This is a genomic window from Nocardia sp. NPDC023733, assembly GCF_040639775.1.
Classification (GTDB): domain Bacteria; phylum Actinomycetota; class Actinomycetes; order Mycobacteriales; family Mycobacteriaceae; genus Nocardia; species Nocardia rosealba.
In genome coordinates this window covers 355437-381633 of record NZ_JBFAAN010000002.1, presented here as the reverse complement: position 1 = coordinate 381633, position 26197 = coordinate 355437, and the positions used below count along the sequence as shown (strand labels likewise).

The following is a 26197-nucleotide window of genomic DNA, read 5'->3' as shown; positions in this document are numbered from 1 at the left end:
CGAAACACCGGCAGCGGCCGGAAGTCGGAGGACTTCCGGCCGCCGGATCCTTGGCTCATCAGGGCTCGCCACGTCCGCGGTATCCTCGCGGCGCGCCGCGCCGTGGCGTCAGACGCCCACCGCCTCCGGTGCCGAATCTGTCTCGGCCTCAGGCTTTTTCATGTCCCGCATCAGCACCACCGCGAGTACCGCGGCAGCGACCGAGGCGAGCGCACCCACACCGAACGTGACCTGCATGGCGGTGCAGAAGGCGTCGCGAGCCAGGCCGATCAGCCCGGCGTCACCGGTGCCGAGCGCACCCGCGATGGACTCCCTCGCCGCGTCCGGCGCGGAGTCCGGCATGGCACCCGCGAAGGTGCCCGCCAGGACGGCGCCGAGCACCGCGACGCCGAGCGCGGCGCCCGCCTGCTGGATGGTGTCGTTGAGCGCTGAACCAACTCCGGCGTGGTCCTCGGGAACCGCACTCATCAGCGCGCCGATCGCGGCGGGCATGGCCAGACCACCACCGGCGCCGAGCAGCGCCATCGCCACGGCGGGCAGGGTGAAGCTCGCGCCCGCGTCGAGGGTGGCGAGGACAGCGAAACCGGCGGCGACCACCACGAGCCCGGCGATGGTGACGATCCGCGCTCCCAGCTTGCCGACCAGCACCGCACCGATCCCGTTGGCGAGCAGCAGCGTCACCGCCATCGGCGTGAAGGCGAGCGCGGTGCGCATCGGGGTGTAGCCGAGCACGAACTGCAGGTACTGGGTGAGCACGAGCACCAGTCCGCCATTGGCGAAGGTCACCAGCACCAGCGAGAAGCTCGACCCGGTGAAGGTGCGGTCGCGGAACAAGTGCAGCGGAACCATCGGGGACTCGGCGCGCATCTCACGGACGACGAAGGCAGCGAGGGCAACGACCGTCACGGCGAAGCCGGCGAGCACCCCGGAATCGGTCCACCCCGCGTGCGGCACCGAGATGATCGTCCAGACCAGCGCGGTCATGCCGACGATGGAGGTGAGCATGCCGGGGAAGTCGGGCGTGCGCCACGGACCCTTCGATTCGGGCATGAGCACGAGCGCGGCGACGAGAGCGACCACCACGATCGGCGCGTTCATGACGAAAACCGAACCCCACCAGAAGTGTTCGAGCAGCACACCACCCACCACGGGGCCGCCGACCAGGCCCAGGGTCGCCACGGCACTCCAGGCGCCGATCGCCTTGGGTCGTTCGTCGTCGTCGAAGACGGTGATCAGGATCGACAGCGTGCTCGGCATGATGAGCACCCCGCCGATGCCCATCAGCGCGCGCCCGGCGATCAGCAGTTCCGGACTGGCCGCGTAGGCCGCGAGCAGGGAGGCCGCGCCGAAGATCACCAGCCCGATGATCATCACCAGCTTGCGGCCGAACCGGTCGGAGAGGCTGCCGGAGGTGAGCAGCAGGCCCGCGAAGACCAGCAGGTAGGCGTCGATGATCCATTGGATCTGCTGGGCGCTCGCGCCGAGGTCGGTGGCGATCTGTGGGATCGCGACCGTGAGCACCATGTTGTCCACGACCAGAACCAGGCTGCTCAGGCACAGCACGATCAGGATCAGCCACCGGCGCGGATCGCGCACCTTCGTGAGCGTTGACATCTTTGCTCCCCTTTCCGAAGCTATCCGCACACCGTGCGGTCATTGCGAACACTGTACGGTTGAAAGAACGCTGTGCGCAAGAGGAACGTTGTACGGCCACCGAACACTGTTCATGAACCGGCTATGCTGGACGAGACCCGACACAGCAGAGGAGGCAGCGATGGCAGCGAGCCCGACCGGGATCCCGTCGGTGTGGACCAGGCCGCCCCGCGAACGCCGCGACCAACCCGCGCTGAGCCGCGACCAGATCGTGGCGGAGGCGATCCGCCTGCTCGACGAGGAGGGTTTCGACGCCCTGAGCATGCGCAAACTCGGCGCCCGGCTCGGTGCGGGTGCCACCTCGCTCTACACCCACGTCGCCAACAAGGACGAACTACTGGAACTGGTCGTCGACCAGGTGATCGGCGAGGTTCCCGTCCCCGCCCCCGACGGCGACCGCTGGCGCGAGGTGATGCACGAACAAGCCGCCGGAGTGCGCAAGACCCTGCTCGCGCACCCGTGGATCACCGTGGTGCTCAGCACCGCCGCGCTGATGTACCTCGGCCCCAACATGATGCGGCTCACCGACTCGATGATCGCGATCCTCGACGCCGCGGGCCTGCCCGACGACGTGGTCGACATCGCGGGCAACGCCGTCTTCCAGTTCGTCGTCGGCTCCTGCGGCGGCGAGGCCGCCATGCTGATGACGATCGCGCAGAGCGGCCTGTCCAGCGAACAGTGGGCCACCCAGGTGCTCGCCGCCAGCGAGGCCGCCGCCCGCCCCTTCCCTCGCCTGCACCAGCGCTACACCGACCAGCTCGCGCGGTTGCGGGACAAGCCCGACCCGGCCGTCTTCGACAAGTTCACCCGCGAACTGGACCTCATCCTCGACGGGATCGAGACCCGTCGAGGATGATCAGCCCGCTGGGCGGGCGCGGGGCGAATTCGCCCGGAAATACAGGTAACCCATGGGCGCGAGCACCCCGCAGGCCAGCAGCAGCAGAGTGCGACCGTCGTTGCCGAGCATCACGTCACCGCCCGGACCGCGCGAGGCGCACAGCAGGAAACCGAAGAGCCACAACACGATCGGCGCGAAGATGAAACCCAGCCGATCGGTGACGCTCGCCATCCCGTACACCAGACCGACATTCACCACCCCGGCCACCAGCGCCGCGATCGGCAGCGGCACCGACCCGATGTACAGCGGCAGGAACAGCACCTCGAGCGCGAGAGTGATGAGCGCGTCGACCATGAGCAACACGACGATGAGCCCGGCGACGAGGGGATCGGGCGGTGCGGGCAGACGCACGCCACGGCGCGCGGTGGACTGGTCGGAGGTCACCATGCGGGCGAGTCTATTCGGCCGGTCGGCTCATTCGAGGCCGGCGAACAGGTCGTGCTCGAACCCGTCGTCGCCGACCGGCCCACGGGTACCACGCACCAGGGTGAAATGTTCCTCCGGCAGCACCGGCAGGGCGATGTTGTTCGACAGCGCGAACTCCCGGCCGCTCGGCGCGAGGGTCACCTGGGTGGCGTGCGCGCGCATGGCCGCACGCTTGGCGGCGAGCACGTCCGACAACTCGACCACGGTGCTCACCCCGGCGGTGGTCGACATCGCCGCCAGCTCCGCCTCCACGGGCAACCGCCACCCCTCGGGCAGGGCGCCGGGCAGCCCGTCGACGGTGCGGCGGGCCAGGGCGGCGGTGTGCTGGCGCAGCAGGTCGGCGTCGGTGACGGTCCAGTAGAACTTGGGCACGTCGTAGCCCTGTTCGGCGGCCGCGGCCACGGCGGCGGTGGTGACGTGGTGTGCCCGGATGTGGTCGGGATGGCCGTAGCCGCCGCGCGGGTCGTAGGTGACGACCACGCGCGGGCGCAGTTCCAGCAACACCGCCACGAGTTCGTCGACCGCCGCGTCACCGGAGTTCACGAACGCGCGCGGATGCTCGGCCGACGGCGTGCCCGCCATCCCGGAATCACGCCAGCGACCCGGCCCGCCGAGGAAGAGCGGTTCGCCCGCGTCGAGCGCGGCGAGGGCGGCGGTGAGTTCGCTGATGCGGTAGCCGCCGAGCTGGTCGGCCTCGGCGGCGACCAGGCGCGCCCAGCGCTCGCCGATGACCTCGCCTTCCTCACCGAGCGTGCAGGTCACCACGGTCACCGGCACACCACGACGGCGGTAGTGCGCGATAGTGCCACCGGTGGTGAGGGTTTCGTCGTCGGGGTGGGCGTGCACCAGGAGCAGGCCACCGGTTTCGCGCGTCATGGAATCCTCCGCCACTGTGCCGTGTCACCGAAGATGCCGACCTGGATGGCGCCCGACAGCGACGCACCGTCCACGCGCGGGCCCGCCGCCGCGACGACGTTGTCCTGCACGATCGGCAGCACCGTCGACAGTTCCCACAGCTTGGGCTCGGCCTCGGCCACGATCCGGCCCACCTCGATCCCGCGCAGCGCCTCGTCGATCGACGGCTGCAGGCCCGGATCACACACTCCACCGACATTGCTCGGCGCCTGCCGGTAGGCCTCGGCCGCCGCGAGCACCGGGCCGTCGGCGCCCGGCGGCTCCACCGGCGGACATCCGTACCGGGAGGCGAGCACGGTCGCCGGATCACCGCCCGCGAGTTCCCACCCGACGATCGCGTCGACCGACGACTCGGTGAGTTCGCGACCGTAGAGTTCGTCGGCGGCGACCCCGCGCACGGTGGCATCGATTCCGGCACTGCGCAATTGGTCGGCGGCGGTATTGGCAACAGCCAGCGCCGCCTCGTCCTCGGCGACCGCGCCGATGCGCACCGACAAACCCTTGCCGTTGCGCGCCACCGAACGTGGTTGCGGTGCGGGCGAAGTGGGCGAACTCGTCTGCGGCGTCTCCGGGGCCCGCCCGAAACCGGCCTCGGCCAACAGGGCGAACGCCTCGTCGGCGCTGAGCCGGGGCGGGGCGGTCGGCAGATAACCGGGGCTCGACGGTGGAAGCACTTGGGCGCGAGCGGGTTCCACCCAGCCACCGCTCTGCGCCCCGACGGTGGCGAGCAGGGCGGGATCGAGCAGGGCCAGCAGCGCTTTGCGCACGCGCACGTCGACCAGGTCGCCGGAGCGGCCGTTGAGAGTGAGCTGCAGTTCCCGCGCCTGCGGCATGATCGTCGTGCGCACCGACGGGATGGCCGCGAGTTGCGCCTGGGTGGCAACACCGCCGTGCACCAGCGCCATCTGCGCGTCACCGGTGCGCAGGGATTCGGCGAGCTGGGAGGGAGATCCGCCGCGGCGCAACAGGATCTGGTCCGGTGCGGCCGGGGTGCCCCAGAACCGGTCGTTGCGTTCGAGCAGGATCTCGTCGCGCCCGCGATCCACGGACTTGATCGTGAAGTTGCCGCCCGACACCGGGATCCGGTCGACGAGTCCGCTGGTGAATCCGCCCGGGGAGTCCTTCACCAGATGCGAGGGCAGCAGGTTCGCGAACAGCTCACGCCATGCCGGGTACGGCTGGGTCAGCGTCACAGTGACCGTTTTGCCCCCACCGGAGGACGCCACGTCGGAGATCAGCCGGTACCCCGCCGGATCGACCACACCGGGCTGGGAGATCATCTGCTGCCACAGGAACCGGAAGTCCTCGGCGGCGATCGGCGCGCCGTCGGACCAATTCGCCTGATTACGCAGGGTATAGGTGATGGTGAACGGTTCCTGCGAGGTCACATCGGCCGACACGATCAGCGCCGAGTCGGGCACGAAATCCACCACGCCGGGATGCGCGGGATTGGGCACCGGCCGGAACGGGCTCGGCAACACCATCGAACTCACCGCGTTGGTCGCGGGCGACTGATCCGAACGCAGATGCGGATTGAATCCGATCCCGATGTCGTCGATCGCGACGACGACGGTGTTCTTGCCCGGCTTGGCCTGGGTGGTCTTGGGTGAGTCGGTGCTCTCGATCGGTGGCGGCGGATTCGCGGTGCACCCGGCCACGACCACCGTCGAGGCGATCATCGCCAGCACCGACACGCGCCACTTTGCGCACCACCCCGGACTCACCACGCCCCGCACTCTACGGGATTGCGCTTCGGTCGGCGCCGCCGGATTCGAGCACGAAAAAGGCGGTTGGACGGTACTGAGTACCATCCAACCGCCTTGGGTTCGGGCCGTCCCTCGCCTCTGGACTGACCGGAGGGTGCGACGAAGGAGTGCCCGGAGGGAGGGAAGAGGTGAGGGTTTAGGCCCGAACCCCGCGGCGCCAGCCGCTTATGATCCTGCGGCGGCCTTGTCGCGGGCTTTGCGGCGCGACAGGTCACGCGCCCGCTCGTTGGCACCGAGCACGACCTTGCGCACGCGGACCACCTCGGGGGTGACCTCCACGCACTCGTCGCCGGCACAGAACTCCATCGCCAGCTCGAGGTCGAGCTGCAGGGGCTTGGCCATGGTCTCGAAGGTGTCCGCGGTCGCGCTGCGCATGTTGGTCAGCTTCTTCTCGCGGGTCACATTGATATCGAGATCCTCGGCACGCGGGTTGATACCGACGACCATGCCCTCATAGGTGTCCGCACCCGGCTCGACGAAGAACTGACCACGATCGGCCAGCTGGATCATCGCGAACGGGGTGACGGTGCCCGCGCGGTCCGACACCAGCGAACCGGTGTGGCGAGCGCGGATCTCACCGGCCCACGGGGCGTACCCGTGGGACACGGCGTTGGCGATGCCGGTGCCGCGGGTCTCGGTGAGGAACACGGTGCGGAAGCCGATCAGGCCACGCGAGGGGACGATGAACTCCATGCGCACCCAACCGGCGGCATGGTTGCTCATCTGCACCATCTTGCCCTTGCGGGCGGCCAGCAGCTGGGTGATGGCGCCCAGGTACTCGTCGGGGCAGTCGATGGTCAGCTCTTCGAACGGCTCGTGGGTCTTGCCGTCGACCTGCTTGGTGACCACCTGCGGCTTGCCGACGGTGAGCTCGAAGCCCTCGCGGCGCATCTGCTCGACCAGGATGGCCAGCGCCAGCTCACCACGGCCCTGCACCTCCCAGGCGTCGGGACGGCCGATGTCGAGCACGCGCAGCGACACGTTGCCGATCAGTTCCTGATCCAGGCGCGCCTTCACCATGCGGGCGGTGAGCTTGTGGCCCTGCACCCGGCCGACCAGCGGCGAGGTGTTGGTGCCGATGACCACCGAGATGGCCGGCTCGTCGACCGAGATGCGCGGCAGCGCGACCGGGTTCTCCACGTCGGCGAGGGTGTCGCCGATCATGATGTCGGGGATGCCTGCGATGGCGACGATGTCACCGGCCTCGGCGACCTCGCCCGGCTGACGCTCGACACCGACGGTCTGCAGCAGCTCGGTGATCTTGACGGTCTTGACGCCGTCGGCGTTGATCCAGGCCACGTTCTGGCCCTTGCGCAGCTCACCGCTGTAGATGCGGACCAGCGCGAGACGGCCGAGGAAGGCCGACGCGTCGAGGTTGGTGACGTGCGCCTGCAGCGGCGCGTCCTTGTTGCTCTTCGGCGCCGGGATGTATTCCAGCAGCACGTCGAACAGGGCGTCGAGGTTCTCGGCGGCGGGAGCGGAACCGTTCTCCGGCTGCTCCTTGGACGCCTTGCCCTCACGGCCCGAGGCGTACAGGACCGGCAGGTCCAGCGCCAGCTCGGCGGCTTCGGCGGCCTCGTCGTCGAGGTCGGAAGCCAGGTCGAGCAGCAGATCGTGCGACTCCTCGACGACCTCGGCGATACGGGCGTCGGGCCGGTCGGTCTTGTTGACGACCAGGATCACCGGCAGCTTGGCCGCGAGCGCCTTGCGCAGCACGAACCGGGTCTGCGGGAGCGGGCCCTCGGACGCGTCGACGAGCAGGACGACACCGTCGACCATGGAGAGGCCACGTTCGACCTCACCACCGAAGTCGGCGTGGCCCGGGGTATCGATGACATTGATGACGGTGACGGAACCGTCGGGGTGGTGCCGGTGGACGGCGGTGTTCTTCGCGAGAATGGTGATGCCCTTCTCGCGCTCGAGGTCACCGGAGTCCATGACTCGGTCGACCAGTTCGGCCCGCTCAGCGAACGCGCCCGACTGACGAAGCATGGCGTCGACCAGGGTCGTCTTGCCGTGGTCGACGTGGGCCACGATGGCGACGTTGCGGAAATCGCGTGTAGACGACACGCCTGGATCCTCCTGCTGTTGATGTATTTGGCACGCATGAATCTTGCTCGCGGCCTGTTCCAGACTACCGGTACCGAAGTGGCAGGCACGTGTCAGCCTTTGTACTTAGGGTAAGCTAACCCGCGTGGGCAAGGTAAAGGCGAAGAAGGTTTCCAGCCTCAAGCCGAAGAAAAAGTGCTGCAGAAAGAAGACGCGCTGCTTCAAATGCCCCGTCGTCATCATGCGTATGAAGAAGGCCGAAGCCGCCGGTGTGTGCGGTAAAGATCTCAAAAAGGCCCTGAAACAGGCGCGCGCCGCCTGAGCATCCGACGACGGGCGATGCGCCGCGCCCCGATGAGGCGTAGAACTGCACTTATGGGTACTCCGCTGCTCTCCGACCCCGAGATCACCATCGCCCTGGCCACACTGCCGGACTGGTCGCGCGACGGCGACGCCATCACCCGGACGGTGAAAGCCCCGAGCTTCCTCGACGGAATCGAACTGGTCCGCAGGGTCGCCACCGCGGCCGAGCAGGCCGATCATCATCCCGACATCGATATCCGTTGGCGCACAATCCGTTTCACGCTCAGCACGCATTCCGCGGGCGGGCTCACCGGGCAGGACACGGCGATGGCGCACGTGATCGACGACCTGGTCGGGGGCTGAGTCAGCCCGCCGGAACCTCCACCGCGCGGCGGCCACGCACCTGCGCGGCGAGCGTGTCGCGCCCGTGCCACACCAGCCAGCCGAGCAGCACGAACACCCCGATCACATCCACCGCGCCGAGCCAGGCCAGCACCCACGGACGCGGGATCTCCCAGATCGTCGGCTGCGCGAACGACAGCACCCACGGCACGCCGACCAGCATCGTCAGCACCCAGAACGCGGCCAGCACGCGCGCCATGCGCTCGGCCTTCAGCGGGCCGTAGAGCAGCCACAACACAGTGGGGATCAGCCACACCCAGTGGTGCGACCAGGAGATCGGCGAGATCATCAGGCCGAACAGCTGCACCAGCACCAGGGTGCCGAGCCGGTCGTCGGGGCCGAGGGTGCGCCAGGCCAGGAACGCCAGCACGGCGGTGAGCAGCACACCGGCGATCCACCACGGGCCCGAACCGACGTCGTAGCCGAGGATCCGGCTCAGCGCGCCGCGCAACGACTGATTCCAGACCGAACCCACCGGGCCGATCCGGTCGGCGTCACCGAGGAGCGTGCCGAAATAGCGCTCGGCTTCGTGGGCATTGATGAGAAAACTCACAGCAACCGTCAGCCCGAACGCCGCCGCCGACCACACCACCGTCGCCCACCGGCGGCGAGCGACGAAATAGAGGCCGGTGATCGCAGGCGTCAATTTGATCCCCGCGATCACACCGACGAGCCCACCGGAGACCCACCACCGGGAACTGCGCACCGCGAGCATCGCCCCGAACACCAGGAACACATTCACCTGGCCGTAGTCGATGGTCGTGCGCACCGGCTCGAGCCACACACCCAGCGCGGTCCAGCCGACCGCGGCGGTGACCCACGTCGTTTCCCGCGCGGACTTCTTACCGAGCAGCAGTTCGAAACTGATCGCGATCACGCCGTAGAGCGCGGCGACGGTCGCCAGCATCCAGCCCACCGCGACCACCGAAAACGGCAGGTAGTGCAGAGGGAAGAAGACCAGCGCGGCGAACGGCGGATACGTGAACGGCAGCGGGAAGTCGGGCGTCTTCTCCGCGTAGGTGAAGTCGTAGAGACGATCGGTGAGCAGCGAGGCCGAACCATCGACGTACACATGCAGGTCGACGACGTTGAGCCCGTTGGGCGCGAACAGCATCCAGGCCAGCCGGGCGAGCACGGACAATCCGAGCAGCGCGAGAGCCCATCGGAGGTGTCGGTTCAAGGCCGTGCTTTCGGTCGTATGAAATGGCGCGTACGCGGTGCCAGATCACAATAGCTGTGTTGGATGTGCGGCTGGCGCCGCGGGTTTTCGGCCCTGGCGGGCCTCGATTCTTCACTCCTCCGCTCAGTCGCTTCGCTCCTTCGCTCCGTCGCTCCAGAATCGAGGCGGGCCGAAAACCAGGGATCCAGTTTTCGCTGCGCGACACCGCTGGTCACAGTTGCATCAACGTCCCCACGGGTAACACCTTGCAGGGCTAGCTTCGATGCAGAGTATTTTCGGCCGGGATGCCTTCACGGGCCCGGCGGCTGTACAACACGGCAGCGTTGTCCTTAGAGTGACCCCGTCATGGGGACCGACAACCCTCGCCCATCGCAACACCGAGGTAAGGACGGCTGGACAAGTGCTTCGTAGCCGAGCATCGCGGATCGCAACGACCGCTCTCGCCCTCGCGGCAGGCGCCATGCTCGCCGTGCCCGCGTCGACAACGGCCGCGCCCGCCGCACAGGCGGCCCCGGTCAGCGTGCCGATGGTGCCCGAGGGCGTCCCGGTCGACGCGCTCGCCGCTTTCGCGCCCGCTGTGACCGGACTGATCGCCGGTCCCGCCGATGTCGCGAGCCCGCAGACCGCCCTGCTCGATCAGGCGCGGGTCCTGCTGGCGACCATGAATCTGCCGCCCGCCATCAAGGCGACGCTCGAGCGGATCATCACCTTCCTCGACGGCAGCGGCGGTGGTGGCCCCGACATCCCCGAGAACGGCCCGGTCATCGCGCAGTTCCTGTACCCGACCATCGGCAAGGCGTGCATCGGTGACGGCGCCGACTCGGTCGGCACCGCGCTCGCGGTGCCCGGTCCGGCGCAGCTGCCCCCGCCCGGTCCCGCCGCCGGACAGGCCGGTTTCGTGTTCACCGCGCTCGGCACCAAGGCGCCGACCGCCGAACAGAACCCGCCGATGACGGTGCAGTGGCTCAACCTCGACACCCGTCAGTCGGGCGTGCAGACGCTCACCGACGAGGCGAAGATCAACCCCGGTGGTCCCGCCACGCTGTCGACCATCGCCAACACCGGTCACGGCCGGGTGGTCGCGGTGATCTCCGGCTCGCTGACCACCGCCGCCGAGGGCGCCGCCCCGCGCACCTGCAATTTCATGCCGACCCTCGGATTCTTCACCGTGTAGGTAGGCAGAACTCGAGCCCGGTCCCGTTCTCACGAACGGTGCCGGGCTCGAGTTGTTTCAGGGGGTCACCACTGGCCGTAGTCCGAGGCCAGCACGGTGTTCACGTCGACGCCGACGCCGTCGATGGCGCGCTTGTCGATCTCGAACTGGTGCAGGTGGGCGTTGTCGTGCACGAAACCTCTCGGGGTGCCCCAATTGTGCTGCCAGAACCAGGAACCGAGGCCCGCGGCGAGGGCGCGGTCGATCGTCGGCGTGTTGGCGTAGATGCCGACGAGGTCGGGGCCGAGCACCGACTGCCAGCCCTCGATATAGGGCGCGATCATCTCGTCGAACTCCTGCTCGGAGGGGTTGTCGTCGATGGAGGCGTAGATCGGGGCGGTGTCGGGTCCGCCTGCGGCGGTGTGCAGTTCCCAGCCGCGTTCGGCGTGCTGCTTGCCGGCTTCGAGGCCACCACGCCAATCGGCGGTCGGGCCCTTGCCGAACTGGTAGTTCGACACGATCGACAACCCGTGCGCCCACAGGTCTTCCACTTCGCCGGGCAGCAGCGGTTTGCCCTCCATCCACTCGGCGCCCGGCCTGCGGTCGGAGACGTAGCGGATCACGCCGATGTGGCCCGCGGCCTTGATCGCCTCGGCCGAGGGGACACCGGCCGCGTAGTCGACCAGGGTGCCGTAGGACTGTGCCGCGGCAGGCGTGGCAGCCAGTCCGAGGCCGAGAGTTGTCGCGGCGGCGGCGAATCCGAAGAACTCACGCCGGGTGACCGAACCAGAACGCATCACAGGACTCCTTCGCGCAACCCGACCACAACCGGCAAGCGAGCCCGGCGCGTCAACCCCGTACGCGCCGGGAGCCTAGAACGTGCGACTCATTTCACCACAGCTCACACCGGCACCGCTAGACCCATTAATCACAGCAGCACCATCGGTCACAGGTCAGGTGGCGCCGTCGATGGCGGCGCCGACGTCGATGGTCCGGCCCGTCGGATCGGCGAGCTCGGTACTCACCACGGCGACGACCTGGGCCATCACCTGTTTCTTGATGCCTGCCAGGCGGGCGAGCGTCGCCGCGCGCAAACCCTTGGCGGTGAACTCCATCGAGATGTCCTCGATGGCGGGCGGCGGCACCTCGATCACGATCTGCAAGGGTTCGGCGGCGCGCGCCGTGAGGACGAGGGGGATCTCGAGGTCGGCGCGGTAGTGGTTGGCTTTGAGCACGTCGACGGTGATGTCGAGGCCGACCGGCAGGGTCATGTCGAACACCCGCAGCTCGCCGGGCACGGCCGCGCCGCGCTCGACCACTCGCGGCTGCTCGATCGCGCCGCGTACGGTCACCGTCGCCGCGCCGCGCGGACCCTCCGACAGTGGTCCGATCGCGATCTCACCGCCCGCCATCTGGGCGACCACGCTGTGCACGCGGTCGCGGGTGACGATCTGGGTGAAGAAGCGCAGACCGAATTCGCGGTGGTCGATCCAGTCGAACACGGTGTCGTTGCGGTGCGGGGAGCGATAACCGTCGAGGATCGCCTCGATGTCGAACACGCGCTCGGCTCGCGCCTTGGGATCGCTGATGATGGCGTTGACCCGGCCCGCGACCTCGCGCTGAACGAGGCCCGCGATGGGGTCGAGCAGCATTTCCCAGGCGGTGTCGATGGCCTCGGCACGCAGCGTGAAACTCACGTCCTTGGCCGTCACCGTGCCGACGTCCATGACGAGGAGCAGCGGTGCGGCGGTGCGGGCGTGCAGGGTGAGGGCGATCTCGACGACGGCGGCCACGCCGAGTTTGCGGCCGCCGAGAATCAGGTTCACCGCGAGTTTGAGGGGGACCTTCACGCCGAAGGTGAGCGCGTCACCGGGATTGCGGGTGACCACCGGGGTGCCGAGGGTGCCTTCGGCGGCGAAGCCGGCCAGTCCCGCCGGGCCGAGGGAGAAGGGGCCGATCTGCACACCACGCCCGGTCATGCCCGCGACGGCCGCGGCGATCCGGTCCTCGGTCACCGCGTACCTGACGAATCGCTCGCCGAAATCGGCGTACTCGATCCGCTTCGGGTCACGAGGTGCTTCTCCGGTCACCTTCACACGCACATCGAACACGGTACGTGATCGGAGTGCGCGGCCAGGTGTCGGCGCAACTCCCCCGTCCTGCCGATGAGGGGGAAGCAGGACGGAGGGGTCGGCTGCGGCGCTGCCGGGCGCCGCGTGGTCCATCGTACGTGCACCGGCCCGGTCGTGCCGCGTCGGTGGGGTCGGTTACCTTGCGCGACAGTAACTTTCAGAATCGCCCGTACCCCACGAGGTCGGGCGTTTCGCTCACCTCGATGGTGCGGATCCGGATGGTGCCCATCTCGTTGCCGCCGATGGTGGTGATCGTGTCGCCCTCGGCCTTCAACACGATGTTGGTGTGCTGACCGAGCGGGCTGTCGGGACCGTAGAGCACCACGTCGCCGGTGCGCGGCCGGTAACCCACGTCGGGACGGGTGAACCGGCCGACGGTCTCGTAGTACTCCTGCAGCGTGTACACCCCGGGGATGCGCCAGGAACCGGAGTTCGGGTTGCTCAGGGGCCTGCCCGCCTCGCGCATGGTCCAGCTGACGAAGTCGGCGCACCACGCCTCCTTCACGCCCTCGGCGTACTTCGGTCCGTCACCGGGCTTCTCGTATTCGCGGCGCAACACGTCGACCAGCGCGATCTGCTGTTCGTCGAGGTGTTCGCTGTCGAGGGCCGGGAACGGCTCACCCCAGTCGTGCTGCCACCACACCAGCCCGGCCACCAGCACCGCCGTGGCCGCGAGCACGCCGGAAATACCGAGGATCCATCTGGAACCGCGCCCGGTCCCCTTGCTCTGCAGCTGCGTCATCGCCCCCCGCTTTCATCGGTCTCTGCTTCATTAGACGAATCGCGAGGGCCGGCGGTTCCCTGTATACGGAAGAATCTCGCAGCGTGGTCCCGGAGCGGACGCGGATCGTGATCACCGGGTGGACCCCTGCGCCACCCGGGTATCGACGCCTCGACAGGCGACGGCGCTCTCGGCGCGCGCGACAACCACGCGTGCCGTCCCCTCCGGCGACCGTTCCGCTCCGGAACTACTGATAGTCGGCCCGGCGCTGCCCCGCCCGGCTGCGAGAATTTTCGCGAACACCCGTACGGTCGGTCAAGCTAGACGACTGTCCCAGTTTGTCCCACCGCACGAAAGAGGACCGCGACGTGGAAGACCCGCACCTGCCGATCGCCAGGTACCTGCGCGAACGTCGCGAGGCGGCAGGCCTCACCCGCGTCGCACTCAGCGCGCAGGCGGGCATCTCCCCCGCCCTGATCCAGAAGATCGAGCAGGGTTCGCGCACACCGACTCTGGAGGCGCTCACCGCGCTGTTCGACGCACTCGACGTGCCGGCACTTTTCCGTGATCACCTGGTGTCGTTGTCGCTGGCCGACCGCTACGGCAGCCCGGCGGCCGACATCCCGAGCGACATCCCCACCGCCGATCTCGTGCTGCTCAACTCGATCTCGTATCCCGCCAGCCTGCAGATGTACACGACCTACGATGTGGTCGCCACGAATTCGGCCTGGACACGGTACTTTCCCGGCCTCGACACCAGCACCACGCTGCTGGAATGGATGCTGCTCGACCCGCGGTCACGCGAGGTGATGCTCGACTGGGACAAGCAGGTTCACCTGTGCGTCTACGGATTCCGGGTGATGAGCCCCGGCGTCGTGCCCAAGGAGCGGATCGACCGGCTCTTCGCGGCATGCGCGGTCGCCGAGGAATGGGAACGGTTCTGGACCACCGAGCCCGACGTGCCCTCCCACCTCGACCGGCCCGTGCAGCGGATCCGGCACCCGGAGACCGGCGCCGCCGTAGCGATGACCATGCAGGTACACGACTCGATCGTGCCCCGGCGGGAATGGTCGCTCGTCACCTTCTGCCCGCTTCTCGACGGCTCCAGCCGAGACGCCGCAAACCAGTAGCTGCTCGAGTTAAGCTGCGGCCGTGGCCACGCAACGGACAGCGCGCCCCGGCTGGTTGGCCTGGGACAACTACTTCGTCGGCGTCGTCGGACTCGTACTCGGACTGTGCTTCGGTACGTGCGCGGCGCTGATCGCCGGGCCCGGCCGCAACCTCGCCGCGATCATCCTGGTCGTCCTCGCGGCCCTGTGCGTGCTGCCCGCCTTGTTGCGCGCGCTCGCCGAACTCAGCGTGTGGGTGCGGCTCGCGGTGCTCGCGATCGGTTTCGCGCTGCTGCTACCCGCGATCCTGGTGAGTCCCGATGTGCGCGACTGGGCCGCCGAGCGCTGGGAAAAGGCCTGGAAGTAGGTGTCCTACCGCAGGTTTCCCTGCGGCAGCGACAGCAGGAACCGCAGGGTGTTGTTCAGGAACTGCGACGACTGCCAGGCGAAGTAACCGCCCGCGGCACCGGTATCCGAGGAGCCCGCCGCCGAACCCGTCGCCAGCTGCGCCGAACCGGTGGCCGACCCGGTCGCCAGATCCGCCGACCCACTCGCCGAACCCGAGCCGGGTAGCGCGGCCGCCTGGCCCGCCGAACCGAGCACCCCGATCGTCACCGCCGCCGCGACCAACGCGACTCGAACGGCATACGGCTTGGACGTTTCACGACCGGACAACATCTGATGAATCCCACTCTCCGAAAACAACTGCGAAAGCCCAGTATTCACACCTGAGCGCGGCATCAAACCCGATTCGCCGGGATTACCCGATCTCCCGCGCGAGTTCCCATACTCCGTCATGCGGTGCGGGTCTGACAGACCACGGATATCGGGGCAGATCCTTGTGGAGAGTCCCAAGGGCGGCCCGATACGGCAACCGCCGCACCGGCTGTGGCGGTGCGGCGGTTGGGCCTATTCGTGGTCCGGCAGTCGGACCTTCGGGTGCGTCGAGCTCTCGGCTATCGGCGGGCCGAACGCTGACGGACCGCGGATGCCGTTGTGGACGTGGTCTTTTCGACGAGGTCGGCGAGGTCGGCCGCTGCGGCGGGGAGGCGGCGGTGCTTGCCGTTGGTCAGCTCCGAACCGCGCTCGCGGGCCAGCTCGGCGGCGTACTTGCCGCGAATCTTGGCTTCCTCACCACGCTCGCGAGCGAGCTCGGCAGCGTACTTGCCGCGGACCTTGGCCTCTTCACCGCGTTCGCGCGCGACCTCAGCCGCCCGCGCGCCGCGTTTCCGCGCAACTTCGGCTGCCTCCGCGCCACGTTCCCGTGCGACCTCGGCCGCCTCCGAACCGCGTTCCCGCGCGACCTCGGCCGCCTGCGAACCACGCTCCCTGGCGATCTCCGCCAGCTGCGCCCCGCGCTCCTTGGCCACCTCGACCAGGTGCGAGCTGCGACCGCGCGCCTCGTCGGCAACCTCCGGCCCACGGTCGCGCGCCACCTCGGCGATGTGCGCGCCGCGTTCGCGGGCGGCTTCGGCGATCTGCGGGCCGCGTTCCCTGGCCAGTTCGGCCAGTTGCTCGCTGCGGGCGCGGGCGAGTTCCGCGAGCTGGGGGCCACGTTCCTTGGCGACCTCGGCCAGTTGCGACCCGCGCGTCTTGGCGGCGTCGAGGACCACAACTCCTTCGTCGCGCACCTGCTCGGCCAGGCTCGGGCTGCGATCCATCAGCTTGTGGGCGGCGCGGCGGCCACGCCAGCCCAGCGACGGTTTGCCCTCGGTGTCGGCCGCCGCGATCATCAGGCCGCCGAGCAGGCCGAGATCCTTGAGGAACCCCGCTCGCTTCACCGCCTTGCGATCGGGGTCGGATTCGGACCAGAAGTCCTGTTCGGTGACGGTGCCCGGGACGACGGTCGCGGCGAGCAGGAAGGCGGCGGGGCGGGGCGCGCGACCGCTCGCCAGCAGCAGACCACCGGCCACCTGCACCATCGCGTTGATCTGCACCATCTTGCCGGGGTCGTCGGGGACCTTGGCGGCCAGCGCGTCGGGCAGGCTGTCGCGCCCCTTGTCGGCAAGGGCGGCGGCCGCCTCGGCACGCGGCTTCGGATTCATCAAACCGTTCACTCCGGTGGCGATGAACGTCGTCCCCAGCAGTGTGCGGGCAATGCGGCGGACAGGCCTGATCGGCATGGTCGGGTCCCTTCGTCTGGCTTGTCGGTTCCTCGCTTCCCGCCTTACCCTGTCCCTCCCCGCACAAACGAACAACAGACCGACCGCCCTGTTTCGCGTTGGTACGGTCGCATCGTGGTTGATGACACCGTCCGCGCGGCATACAGCGACTTGCACGAGCTCTACATCGAGGTCTGCGGCTTTCCCGCCGCCGTCGATCCCGAGGACTCCGCTTTCGTCCTCCGTCACCTCACCGAGGGTCCCGTCCTCGACCTCGGCTGCGGGCCGGGGCATTTCACGCACATCCTCACCGAGGCGGGTGTCGCGGCCGAGGGCCTCGACATGGTCCCCGAATTCATCGAGCATGCCCGCGCGACCTACCCCGGGATTCCGTTCGAGGTCGGTTCGATCCGCGCGGTGGACGCGCCGGACGAATCCGTCGCGGGCCTGCTCTCCTGGTTCTCCCTCATTCATCTGCCGCCGGACGAGATCCCGGCCGTCCTCACCGAATTCCGCCGTGTTCTCCGCCCGGGCGGTCGGCTCGTCGTCGGCTTCTTCGCCGGTGAAAGCGCTGTCGAACCGTTTCCGCACAAGGTGACGACCGCGTACCGCTGGCCCGTCGACCGCTTCGCCGAAGCGCTCACCTCCGCGGGCTTCACCGAACTCGATCGCCTCACCCCACCTGCTTTCGACGCGTCTCGGCCGTATGGAGCTTTGGCTGTCACACCTAGGTGGTGAACGCGAACCCCCGAGTACAGCGCGCACCACCCTCGGGTCCGTATCTCCGATCGCTCCCACGTCGTTGGATTGACGTACGCCCCGATCCCACCCCGTAGGAGCCCCCGGATGCCGATCAAGAAGCTCGCGACGACAACCCTGCTCATCACCGGCTTGGCCGCCCTCACCGCCCTCGCCCCCACCGCGCACGCCACCAACGGCGTCGACGGAGGTATCACCAGCCCCGCCCCGGGCACCGTCACTCTCAGTTGGCAGGTCTACATCCCCTCCGGCAGAACCGCCGCCTGCGACATGTCCGTCGAGAACAGCGCGAATACCACCGGCACCTACCGCGAGTTCGACTACACCGCCATCGGCGGCTCCGCCAATCACCAGGGCCGCTGGGTCAGCAGTTCCTTCCAGACCTCAGCCCCCGCGGGCAGCACCGCCTACGGCAACGTCAACTGCACCTTCCTCGACCCGACCACCGGCCATGCGACCGTCGGGTACTGGCAGGGCTCCACCCGGGTCAAACTCCCGGTGAAGACGATCGTCCCGGCGATCCCGCCCGGCGGCGCAGTCGGGTGATCCATCCCTACGCCACGACTACGCTGTCGGCGTCGGCTCGTCCCGGGTCCAGAGAATCGCCTGAGCCACGATCACCTGCTCACCGTTGAAGGTCGGAGCCGGCCCACCATACAACTCGTATCCCATATCCAGCGCTTCACTGACCCGCCGACAGAAACTCGAGTCGTCCGGGCCGGTCAGCAAGCGGTAGCGAGGCAAACGTTCGGAATCCACGCGCCTGTTAACGCTGTAGGTAGAAAAAGAATTCCACAGCCGTCGGTGCCTCGTCCACCGCCAGTGACAGCTGATCAGCGGAGCCCTCCCAGACCAAGGTCGGAGCAAAAATATGCACCCTACGGTGACGTAGCTTTGGTGGAGGAATGAATCCCTACCATTTCGAAATCATGGTGAGCAGAACATCAAATATTGGGTTCGTATGATCGGGATCCGATTTTGCATACTCAAGCGCCTCACTAAGCCCTTCGCCTAGGGATTTCAAGAATACCTTCACATCCGAGTTGCATCTCGACTGCACGCCCGCAGATCGAACTAGCGCGCGAACAAGATCTCCAATTAGCGCCGTTGCGATCAAACTGGCAATCAACTCCGGATTGAGTTCATCGAACGGATCAGCGTCGTGAAAATATGCGCGCGCACTGAGAATATCTACATGCACGAACTGACATGCAGTAACGTAGAAGAGCGAGTACAGCTCACGGCCATGCGTAGATCGCGAGGGGTGCTGCGCAAGCTCGCTGAACCGCAGGTTGGTCGGCGCACGTTTGCCGGTAACTCGGTGAATTACATGATTGTAATTTATTCGCCCATCGTCGTACAAACCAAACGAGTAGTTTACTTGATCAGCTTTGGGTGAGATACTTTGCCAGAATATCGACTCATCGTCCGCGATCGCATCAAGGAAGACGGTGTTTTCGTACACGCTCCTCGCCAGTGCATACACGCTTTCCTGAGCCTGCGAATTCGAGATCCTCTCGAGAGTTTGGAGAGTCCGTTTGGTCTTGAGCGCTGAGAACATGGCGTAGTCGAGCGGCGTCTGCACACTGAAGTCGCCCACGCGCCCACGACTGGGCTGCATACGATCGAGCCGGTGCTCGTCCGACAGGTGACGTGACAGAAAGTCGGTGAGAACCATTCGAAGTTGCTCGCATGCGACTTGTACCCGCGACTCGATGATCTCATTGCCGATAGAGACGAACGCCAAGGAACTTACGTGGCCAGAACTCAGCTCTACAGGTGCATGATACTCGGCCACATACTCCTCGAACATCGCTAAGTCTACATCGGGGATTTTTCCCTCGTTATCCGCGGTCGGAAAGAGGCCATCTGTTCGGACATATGCATAAACAAACGCGGGATCAACCCCACAATCCAGAAAATGGCGGGCCGATGAAAACACTGAATCCGTCGGATCGGAAACGTGTCCGAAAACCAGATCATCCCCAACTGGCTCACGTCCGTACAGGGCGCTAAATGAGCGAAGAGCCGCCTTCAACGCTGATTGCACTTCTTCTGTTAATGGCACGCGGCGCACCACGTCACCAACTTCATCGAGGCCGACCTCGAATACCTTCGAATGGCAACATTCGACATACACCGCACCTGAGCCACAAGGACACGGAGCCTCAGGAGGGTAAGGGTTGAATCCCTTGCTCATGTCAGTATCCCCCGCTTTATGCCAGACCGATTGGAGGCCGCGTTCGATGCAACCAACGCAGACATCCGTCACCGAAACCGATGCAAAAGCCTTACACGTTGAAGCGGAATTCGACGACGTCGCCGTCGGCCATGATGTAGTCCTTGCCTTCCATGCGGACCTTGCCCGCGGCTTTGGCGGCGGCCATGGAGCCTGCTTCGACCAGGTCGTCGAAGGCGACGATTTCGGCTTTGATGAAGCCGCGTTCGAAGTCGGTGTGGATGACGCCTGCGGCCTTGGGGGCCGTGTCGCCCTGGTGGATGGTCCAGGCTCGGGCTTCCTTGGGGCCTGCGGTGAGGTAGGTCTGGAGGCCGAGGGTGTGGAAGCCGGCGCGGGCCAGGCCGTGCAGGCCGGGTTCGGTTTGGCCGATGGACTCGAGGAGTTCCATGGCGGATTCGTCGTCGAGTTCGAGGAGTTCGGCTTCGACCTTGGCGTCGAGGAAGACGGCGTCGGCGGGGGCGACGGCGGCCTTCAGCTCGGCGACCTTGGCGTCGTCGGTGAGGACGGATTCGTCGGCGTTGAAGACATAGAGGAACGGCTTGATGGTGAGCAGCGACAGCTCACGGAGCAGTTCGGCGTCGATCTTCTTGCCCGCCGCGAACAGCGTGGTGCCCTCGTTGAGGAAACCCTCGGCCACCTTGGCGGCGTCGAGCAGGGGCTTGCGGTCCTTCTTGACGCGGGCTTCCTTCTCGAGGCGCGGGATGGCCTTCTCGAGGGTCTGCAGGTCGGCGAGGATGAGCTCGGTTTCGATGACCTCGATGTCGGCGGCGGCGTCGACCCGGCCGTCGACGTGGATCACGTCGTCGTCGGCGAACACGCGGACCACCTGGCAGATGGCGTCGGCCTCACGGATGTTGGCGAGGAACTTGTTGCCGAGGCCCGCGCCTTCGGAGGCGCCCTTCACGATGCCCGCGATGTCGACGAACGACACGACGGCGGGCACGATCCGCTCGGAGCCGAAGATCTCGGCGAGCTTGTCGAGCCGCTTGTCCGGCAACGGGACCACGCCGACGTTGGGTTCGATGGTCGCGAACGGGTAGTTCGCGGCCAGCACGTCGTTCTTGGTCAGCGCGTTGAACAGGGTCGACTTTCCGACATTGGGCAGGCCGACGATTCCGAGGGTGAGGCTCACAAGGATCAGAGTCTACGGGTCCGCGACGACGACCGGCCCCCGCCCCGGCAGCAGGCGGGTGTCTGCCGGGCCCGGCAGACCGAGCCGAATGCCGGACATCCGATCACCACGCTGTGGTGGCAGCAGCCTCCCGGACTTTGCCGCCGCCGGCGCGTGGTGATCGGGTGACCAGATCGCAATGCCGCTCAGGGAACGAGGACGACCTTGCCCAGGTTGGTGCGCTGCTCGATGACGGCGTGTGCGGCGGCCGCGTCGTCGAGGGCGAACTCGGCGTGCACGACAGGGTGTAGCAGACCGGACGCGTAGTGCTGCCACACCTCCTGGCGCAGGTCCTCGTAGCGGGCGGGGTCGCGCTGGGCGAGGCGGCCGATGCGGAAACCGGTGAGAGTCTTGCCGCCCGCGAGCAGGTCCTCGGTGTCGATCGCACCGCTGCTGCCATAGGTGACGGCGCGGCCGCCCTCGGCGAGGCCGGTGAGGGTGTTGCCGAGATCGTTGCCGCCGACACCGTCGAGGGCGTAGTCGGCCTGCTTGCCGCAGTGCAGCTGGTCGTAGGTGTACACCTCGTCGGCGCCGAGTTCGCGGACGAAGCCGGCTTTGCTCTCGTCGGAGACCGCGGCGACCACCCAGCTCGCGCCGCGCACACGGGCCAACTGCACCGCGAGGTGGCCGACACCGCCCGCGGCGGCGGTGACCAGCGCGGTCTCGCCTTCACGCGGGGCGACGGTGTCGAGCGCGCCGAGGGCGACGAGCCCGCTGCGCATCAGGGCGACGGCGTCGACGGCGGAGGCGCCGTCGGGAATCGCGGACGCCTGGTCGACCGAGAGCAGCACGTATTCGGCGTAGGCGTCGGCGTCACAGACGCCGACCACGCGATAGCCGGCGCTGTACCCGTCGACCCCGTCACCGACGGCGACGACCTCACCGGCCACTTCGGCCCGCAACGGCTGCGCCACACTGATCCGCCGGATCGCCGACAGGGTGACCCCGATCGCCTCCACCCGGACCAGCAGCTCACCGGCACCGGGCACCGGCACCTCGGCCGCGACGACCTCGAGCACCTCCGGACCACTGCTGCGCTCGTACTGAACCCGCCGCATGACACCTCCTACAGAATTGGACGAAGGCGCAAGATTAACCGGCTGACCTCGTGTTTCCACACGCCCGGAATCACCGAGTGCGATATCTCACCGCACACGCCGAGATACGGAGAGCACCTTCTCGATTCGGTTACCCCACGCGGAGCACTCAGACGCGTGCTCAACAACACACTCCGCGAGGCGAAGCGCAGGCGCCACCGGTGCGATCCCAACATCGATCGGCCTGGCCGCCACCACAGCCCCGGCGTAGCGTGACGGGTATGGAGGCGACCACGGAGGTGGTGACCGCAGCCCCCGCGCCGGTTCTGGCCGCGTTCATCGACCGGTACGTGGGCTATCGCATGACGGGTTACGAACCGGGGTTGCACCGTGGTCTGCCTTCGCGGCACATGACGTTCATCGTGGCCGCCGGCCCGCCGATCGACGTCGTGGAGCAGACCGATCGCCGTCAATCACCGGGCAGCTACCGCTGTGTCCTGAGCGGACTACAAGCCGCCCCGGCGATGATCGCGCACACCGGTTTCCAGGAGGGTGTCGCCATCGAGCTCACCCCGCTCGGCAGTCGTGTGCTGTTCGGTATGCCCGCCAGCGAAATGTGGGATGTGACGATCGAATGTTCGCAAGCGCGAAGGTCTTTGGGTGATCAGCTCGCCGACGCTGTACACGCACACGATGACTGGCCGAGCAGATTCGCCGCCTGCGACCGTGCGCTCACAGCGGCGGCCAGCATCGAATCGATCCCCGGCGCCGAATTGACCTGGGCCTGGCGCACTCTCGTCGGCACGGGCGGCACCTGCCCGATCAATCCCCTCGCCGAACGCATCGGTTGGAGCAGACAACACCTCACCCGCAAGTTCACCGCCGAATTCGGTGCGAGCCCGAAACTGGCCGCGCGGATCATCCGATTCGAACGCGCCCGCCGCATGCTCGCCAACACGCCGTCGTATGTCTCGATCGCCCAGATCGCGGCCACCTGCGGCTTCTACGACCAGGCGCACCTGAATCGCGACTTCGCCGAACTGGCAGGTGTGGCGCCGACAGCATGGCTGGCCGAGGAGATTCCATCCGTCCAAGACCCGGGGGCGGCCGAAGCGCGAGGCTGAGGACATGACTACTTCCACCGACACCCGCGGCGCGGTCTGGCCGTGCCTGGCCTTCACCGACGCCCGCGCCATGATCGAATTCCTCACCACCGCCTTCGGTTTCGAGGCGACCGCGGTCTACGCCCGCGACGACGACCCGTCGATCGTCGAACACGGCGAACTGCGCTGGCCCGAAGGCGGCGGCATCATGTTCGGCTCCACCGGCCGCGACGACGACTCCCCCTTCTGCACCCGACCACCCGGCATCGCCAACATCTACCTCGTCACCGACAACCCCGACGCCCTCCACACCCGCGCCACCGCAGCGGGCGCCACCATCATCCGCGAACTGCGCGACGAGGACTACGGCTCCCGCGGCTTCAGTGCCCAAGACCCCGAGGGCAACCTCTGGAGCTTCGGCACCTACGCAGGCGAATGACTGCCTGAACAAAATTTCATGTTGGCCGCGACCGTGTGTGATCCTGTCCGGCGCGCAGAGCACATCGGCTACGTTGTCGATGCTTCACCCGAGGCTCTGCGCGTTGTACAGGAGTTGAGTCAATGGCGACGACCATCGAATATCTGCGGACCGAACCGGACTTGCCTCCGGTCGGTGTCGTCGATCGCACGCCGATCACGCCCGCCAAGAAGGCTGTGTTCGCGGGGATCGGCGTGCTCGGCGCCGGCGCGTGGACCTATCTGGCGATAGCGCGCGGAGAATCCGTGAACGCGGTGTGGATCGTGATCGCGGCGGTGTGTACCTACATCATCGCGTACCGGTTCTACGCCCGGTTCATCGAATGGAAGGTGACCAAGCCGCGCGACGACGTGGCCACCCCGGCCGAGATCTACGACAACGGCAAAGACTTCATGCCGATGGACCGGCGGGTGCTCTACGGTCACCACTTCGCCGCCATCGCCGGTGCCGGGCCCCTCGTCGGTCCGGTTCTCGCAGCTCAGATGGGCTATCTGCCGGGCACCATCTGGATCGTTGTCGGCGTGGTTTTCGCCGGTGCGGTGCAGGACTACCTGGTGCTGTGGGCCTCCACGCGCAGGCGCGGTCGCAGCCTCGGGCAGATGGCGCGCGACGAGCTCGGTGCCGTGGGTGGTGTCGCGGCGATCGTCGCGATCCTGGCCATCATGACGATCCTGCTGGCCGTGCTGGCGCTGGTCGTGGTGAACGCTCTCGGCGAAAGCCCGTGGGGCGTGTTCTCGATCGCGATGACCATCCCGATCGCGCTGTTCATGGGCGTGTACCTGCGTTATCTGCGCCCGGGTCAGGTCGGCGAGGTGTCCGCGATCGGCATCGTGCTGCTGCTGGCCGCCATCGTCGGCGGTGGCTGGGTGTCGGAAACCGAATGGGGCGCGGACTGGTTCACCCTGTCGCGCACCACCATCGCCTGGTGCCTGATCGCCTACGGCTTCTTCGCCTCGGTGCTGCCGGTGTGGTTGCTGCTCGCGCCGCGCGACTACCTGTCGACGTTCATGAAGGTCGGCACGATCGTGCTGCTCGCGGCGGGCATTCTCATCACCATGCCGGTGCTGAAGGCGCCCGCGGTGTCGGAATTCGCCTCCAGCGGCACTGGTCCGGCGTTCGCGGGCAGTCTGTTCCCGTTCCTGTTCATCACTATCGCCTGTGGCGCGCTGTCGGGTTTCCACGCGCTGGTGTCCTCGGGGACCACGCCGAAGCTGCTGGCCAAGGAATCCAATGCCCGCATGATCGGGTACGGCGGCATGCTGATGGAGTCGTTCGTCGCGGTGATGGCCATCATCACGGCCTCGATCATCGACCAGCACCTGTACTTCGGCATGAACGCGCCCGGCTCGCTCACCGGTGGCACGCCGGAGACGGCCGCCGCCTACACCAACAAGCTCGGTCTCGACGGCCCGGCGGCGACGCCCGCACTGTTCGCCGACGCGGCCTCGGATGTCGGTGAGCAGACGATCATCTCGCGTACCGGTGGCGCCCCGACGCTGGCGGTCGGCATCTCCGAGGTCTTCCACAAGTTCCTCGGCGGCGAATCGATGAAGGCGTTCTGGTACCACTTCGCGATCATGTTCGAGGCGCTGTTCATCCTCACCACCATCGATGCGGGCACTCGCGTCGCGCGGTTCCTGGTGTCGGACGCGCTGGGTAACTTCGGCGGCGGTTTCAAGAAGTTCCGTGATCCGTCGTGGCGGGTCGGTGCGTGGGTGTGTTCGCTGCTCGTGGTCGCCGGCTGGGGTGGCGTGCTGCTGATGGGTGTCAACGATCCGTTCGGCGGCATCAACGCGCTCTACCCGCTGTTCGGTATCGCCAACCAGCTGCTGGCCGCGATCGCGCTGACGGTCGTGCTCACCATCCTCGTCAAACGCGGGCAGTGGAAGTGGGCGTGGATCCCCGGCATTCCGCTGGTGTGGGACCTCATCGTCACCATGACCGCCTCCTGGCAGAAGATCTTCTCCGCCGATCCCAAACTCGGCTACTGGAAGCAGCACAGCCTGTGCCAGGCCGCCAAGGACGCGGGCAAGGGCTGCCTGACGGCCAAGACGCCGGAGCAGGTGGAGATCGCGATCCGCAACACCTTCATCCAGGGCACATTGTCGATCGTGTTCGCGGTGCTCGTGCTCATCGTGACCGTCGTCGGTGCGCTGGTGTGCCTGCGGGCGATCCGCACCGGTGAGGTGACCAGTTCGGAGTCCGAGGAGCAGCCGTCGAAGATCTTCTCCCCCAGCGGTTTCGTGTCGACCAAGGCGGAGAAGGACGTGCAGAAGGAGTGGGACGTGCTCATCGCCGAGGGCAAGGTGACCGCGCCCGGATCGGTGCACGTGTCGTGAGTTCGAGCGGGGATGCGGGCGGGCGGTCCTTCGGATCGGCCGCCCGCGCCCTCGCGCACCATGTCTGGACAGGTGCGCGCTCGGTGGTCCGGTGGTACAGCGCGATCAACGGCGGCCAGGACTACCAGCGGTATGTCGCCCATCTGCGCCGCAACCACCCGGACCGTCCGGTGCCGTCCGAGCGCGACTACTGGCGGGAACGCTATGCCGAAGCCGAGCGGAACCCCACCAACCGCTGCTGCTGAATAGGTGGCCGATTTCC

At 67.3% G+C, this 26197-nt stretch carries 25 protein-coding genes and 2 pseudogenes; 12 read left to right on the top strand and 15 right to left on the bottom strand.

Translation table 11 applies throughout. The annotated features are described in order from the left end of the window. Nucleotides 1-108 precede the first annotated feature (108 nt). Nucleotides 109-1614, bottom strand: coding sequence for an MFS transporter (locus AB0F86_RS13230; protein WP_356986858.1), 1506 nt, complete (start codon nucleotides 1612-1614; stop codon nucleotides 109-111). A 160-nt stretch (nucleotides 1615-1774) separates the two neighbouring features. Between AB0F86_RS13230 and AB0F86_RS13225 the strand changes: the two genes are divergently transcribed. Next, the gene (locus tag AB0F86_RS13225) at nucleotides 1775-2509 is read left to right on the top strand and encodes a TetR/AcrR family transcriptional regulator C-terminal domain-containing protein (RefSeq protein WP_067637748.1); all 735 of its coding nucleotides are present in this window, start codon (nucleotides 1775-1777) and stop codon (nucleotides 2507-2509) included. Here the strand turns inward: AB0F86_RS13225 and AB0F86_RS13220 are convergent, their stop codons facing one another. The 4 genes from AB0F86_RS13220 to typA form a co-directional block, all read right to left on the bottom strand. Next, on the bottom strand, nucleotides 2510-2938 hold the full coding sequence (locus tag AB0F86_RS13220) for a hypothetical protein (RefSeq protein ID WP_181696556.1): 429 nt from the start codon (nucleotides 2936-2938) through the stop codon (nucleotides 2510-2512). 27 nt (nucleotides 2939-2965) lie between these two features. Further along, nucleotides 2966-3853, bottom strand: coding sequence for an N-acetyl-1-D-myo-inositol-2-amino-2-deoxy-alpha-D-glucopyranoside deacetylase (gene mshB, locus AB0F86_RS13215; RefSeq protein ID WP_356986860.1), 888 nt, complete (start codon nucleotides 3851-3853; stop codon nucleotides 2966-2968). Beyond that, the gene (locus AB0F86_RS13210; protein WP_181696772.1) at nucleotides 3850-5571 is read right to left on the bottom strand and encodes an ABC transporter family substrate-binding protein; all 1722 of its coding nucleotides are present in this window, start codon (nucleotides 5569-5571) and stop codon (nucleotides 3850-3852) included. Before AB0F86_RS13210 ends, mshB begins: the two co-directional genes overlap by 4 nt. A gap of 252 nt (nucleotides 5572-5823) precedes the next feature. Beyond that, nucleotides 5824-7728 (bottom strand): translational GTPase TypA, encoded by a 1905-nt coding sequence (gene typA / locus AB0F86_RS13205; protein ID WP_181696558.1) that lies wholly within the window; start codon nucleotides 7726-7728, stop codon nucleotides 5824-5826. A 124-nt stretch (nucleotides 7729-7852) separates the two neighbouring features. Between typA and AB0F86_RS13200 the strand changes: the two genes are divergently transcribed. After that, complete coding sequence (locus AB0F86_RS13200; RefSeq protein WP_181696559.1) at nucleotides 7853-8029, top strand: hypothetical protein; 177 nt, start codon at nucleotides 7853-7855, stop codon at nucleotides 8027-8029. 53 nt (nucleotides 8030-8082) lie between these two features. Further along, the gene (locus AB0F86_RS13195; protein WP_181696560.1) at nucleotides 8083-8373 is read left to right on the top strand and encodes a 4a-hydroxytetrahydrobiopterin dehydratase; all 291 of its coding nucleotides are present in this window, start codon (nucleotides 8083-8085) and stop codon (nucleotides 8371-8373) included. A gap of 1 nt (nucleotide 8374) precedes the next feature. Here AB0F86_RS13195 and AB0F86_RS13190 read toward each other — a convergent pair. Further along, a pseudogene (locus AB0F86_RS13190) lies at nucleotides 8375-9601 on the bottom strand (mannosyltransferase); the annotation flags it as partial. A 391-nt stretch (nucleotides 9602-9992) separates the two neighbouring features. Here AB0F86_RS13190 and AB0F86_RS13185 point away from each other — a divergent pair. Beyond that, nucleotides 9993-10766, top strand: coding sequence for a hypothetical protein (locus AB0F86_RS13185; RefSeq protein WP_067485726.1), 774 nt, complete (start codon nucleotides 9993-9995; stop codon nucleotides 10764-10766). Between the two features lie 65 nt (nucleotides 10767-10831). Here the strand turns inward: AB0F86_RS13185 and AB0F86_RS13180 are convergent, their stop codons facing one another. From AB0F86_RS13180 to AB0F86_RS13170, 3 genes are all read right to left on the bottom strand, one after another. Continuing rightward, nucleotides 10832-11542 (bottom strand): DUF1906 domain-containing protein, encoded by a 711-nt coding sequence (locus AB0F86_RS13180; RefSeq protein ID WP_181696562.1) that lies wholly within the window; start codon nucleotides 11540-11542, stop codon nucleotides 10832-10834. Between the two features lie 156 nt (nucleotides 11543-11698). Further along, nucleotides 11699-12847, bottom strand: a complete 1149-nt coding sequence (locus AB0F86_RS13175) for a hypothetical protein (protein WP_225278767.1) — start codon at nucleotides 12845-12847, stop codon at nucleotides 11699-11701. 187 nt (nucleotides 12848-13034) lie between these two features. After that, complete coding sequence (locus AB0F86_RS13170) at nucleotides 13035-13619, bottom strand: CHAP domain-containing protein (protein ID WP_225278766.1); 585 nt, start codon at nucleotides 13617-13619, stop codon at nucleotides 13035-13037. Between the two features lie 317 nt (nucleotides 13620-13936). Between AB0F86_RS13170 and AB0F86_RS13165 the strand changes: the two genes are divergently transcribed. Then, on the top strand, nucleotides 13937-14728 hold the full coding sequence (locus AB0F86_RS13165) for a helix-turn-helix domain-containing protein (RefSeq protein ID WP_220139010.1): 792 nt from the start codon (nucleotides 13937-13939) through the stop codon (nucleotides 14726-14728). 22 nt (nucleotides 14729-14750) lie between these two features. Then, entirely contained in the window at nucleotides 14751-15074 is a 324-nt protein-coding gene (locus AB0F86_RS13160) for a hypothetical protein (protein ID WP_181696564.1), read from the top strand. Nucleotides 15075-15079: 5 nt separating this feature from the next. Here AB0F86_RS13160 and AB0F86_RS13155 read toward each other — a convergent pair whose 3' ends face one another. Both AB0F86_RS13155 and AB0F86_RS13150 read right to left on the bottom strand, forming a co-directional pair. Next, nucleotides 15080-15385 carry a hypothetical protein gene (locus AB0F86_RS13155; RefSeq protein ID WP_181696565.1) on the bottom strand — a complete coding sequence of 102 codons (306 nt, stop codon included), beginning with the start codon at nucleotides 15383-15385 and terminating at the stop codon, nucleotides 15080-15082. A gap of 278 nt (nucleotides 15386-15663) precedes the next feature. After that, nucleotides 15664-16830 carry a DoxX family membrane protein gene (locus AB0F86_RS13150; RefSeq protein ID WP_181696566.1) on the bottom strand — a complete coding sequence of 389 codons (1167 nt, stop codon included), beginning with the start codon at nucleotides 16828-16830 and terminating at the stop codon, nucleotides 15664-15666. 114 nt (nucleotides 16831-16944) lie between these two features. On the opposite strand from AB0F86_RS13150, the gene AB0F86_RS13145 reads away from it, so the two are divergent. Continuing rightward, nucleotides 16945-17547 carry a class I SAM-dependent methyltransferase gene (locus tag AB0F86_RS13145; protein WP_356986863.1) on the top strand — a complete coding sequence of 201 codons (603 nt, stop codon included), beginning with the start codon at nucleotides 16945-16947 and terminating at the stop codon, nucleotides 17545-17547. A 108-nt stretch (nucleotides 17548-17655) separates the two neighbouring features. Next, on the top strand, nucleotides 17656-18114 hold the full coding sequence (locus AB0F86_RS13140; RefSeq protein ID WP_181696568.1) for a hypothetical protein: 459 nt from the start codon (nucleotides 17656-17658) through the stop codon (nucleotides 18112-18114). Nucleotides 18115-18132: 18 nt separating this feature from the next. Here AB0F86_RS13140 and AB0F86_RS13135 read toward each other — a convergent pair whose 3' ends face one another. The 4 genes from AB0F86_RS13135 to AB0F86_RS13120 all read right to left on the bottom strand — a co-directional run bounded on the left by AB0F86_RS13135 (nucleotide 18133) and on the right by AB0F86_RS13120 (nucleotide 22036). Further along, nucleotides 18133-18327, bottom strand: a complete 195-nt coding sequence (locus tag AB0F86_RS13135) for a DUF1737 domain-containing protein (RefSeq protein ID WP_356986865.1) — start codon at nucleotides 18325-18327, stop codon at nucleotides 18133-18135. A gap of 154 nt (nucleotides 18328-18481) precedes the next feature. Beyond that, on the bottom strand, nucleotides 18482-19768 hold the full coding sequence (locus tag AB0F86_RS13130; RefSeq protein ID WP_356986866.1) for a hypothetical protein: 1287 nt from the start codon (nucleotides 19766-19768) through the stop codon (nucleotides 18482-18484). Nucleotides 19769-19859: 91 nt separating this feature from the next. Beyond that, nucleotides 19860-20939: a redox-regulated ATPase YchF gene (ychF, locus tag AB0F86_RS13125; protein ID WP_181696570.1), complete on the bottom strand. Its 1080-nt coding sequence runs from the start codon at nucleotides 20937-20939 to the stop codon at nucleotides 19860-19862. A 185-nt stretch (nucleotides 20940-21124) separates the two neighbouring features. Next, complete coding sequence (locus AB0F86_RS13120) at nucleotides 21125-22036, bottom strand: zinc-binding dehydrogenase (RefSeq protein ID WP_356986867.1); 912 nt, start codon at nucleotides 22034-22036, stop codon at nucleotides 21125-21127. A gap of 260 nt (nucleotides 22037-22296) precedes the next feature. On the opposite strand from AB0F86_RS13120, the gene AB0F86_RS13115 reads away from it, so the two are divergent. The 4 genes and pseudogenes from AB0F86_RS13115 to AB0F86_RS13100 form a co-directional block, all read left to right on the top strand. Next, the gene (locus AB0F86_RS13115; protein ID WP_356986869.1) at nucleotides 22297-23139 is read left to right on the top strand and encodes a helix-turn-helix domain-containing protein; all 843 of its coding nucleotides are present in this window, start codon (nucleotides 22297-22299) and stop codon (nucleotides 23137-23139) included. Between the two features lie 4 nt (nucleotides 23140-23143). Continuing rightward, nucleotides 23144-23557 carry a VOC family protein gene (locus tag AB0F86_RS13110; protein ID WP_356986870.1) on the top strand — a complete coding sequence of 138 codons (414 nt, stop codon included), beginning with the start codon at nucleotides 23144-23146 and terminating at the stop codon, nucleotides 23555-23557. Nucleotides 23558-23679: 122 nt separating this feature from the next. Further along, nucleotides 23680-25935, top strand: coding sequence for a carbon starvation CstA family protein (locus tag AB0F86_RS13105; protein ID WP_356986872.1), 2256 nt, complete (start codon nucleotides 23680-23682; stop codon nucleotides 25933-25935). A 77-nt stretch (nucleotides 25936-26012) separates the two neighbouring features. After that, a pseudogene (locus AB0F86_RS13100) lies at nucleotides 26013-26180 on the top strand (YbdD/YjiX family protein); the annotation flags it as partial. Nucleotides 26181-26197: the final 17 nt, after the last annotated feature.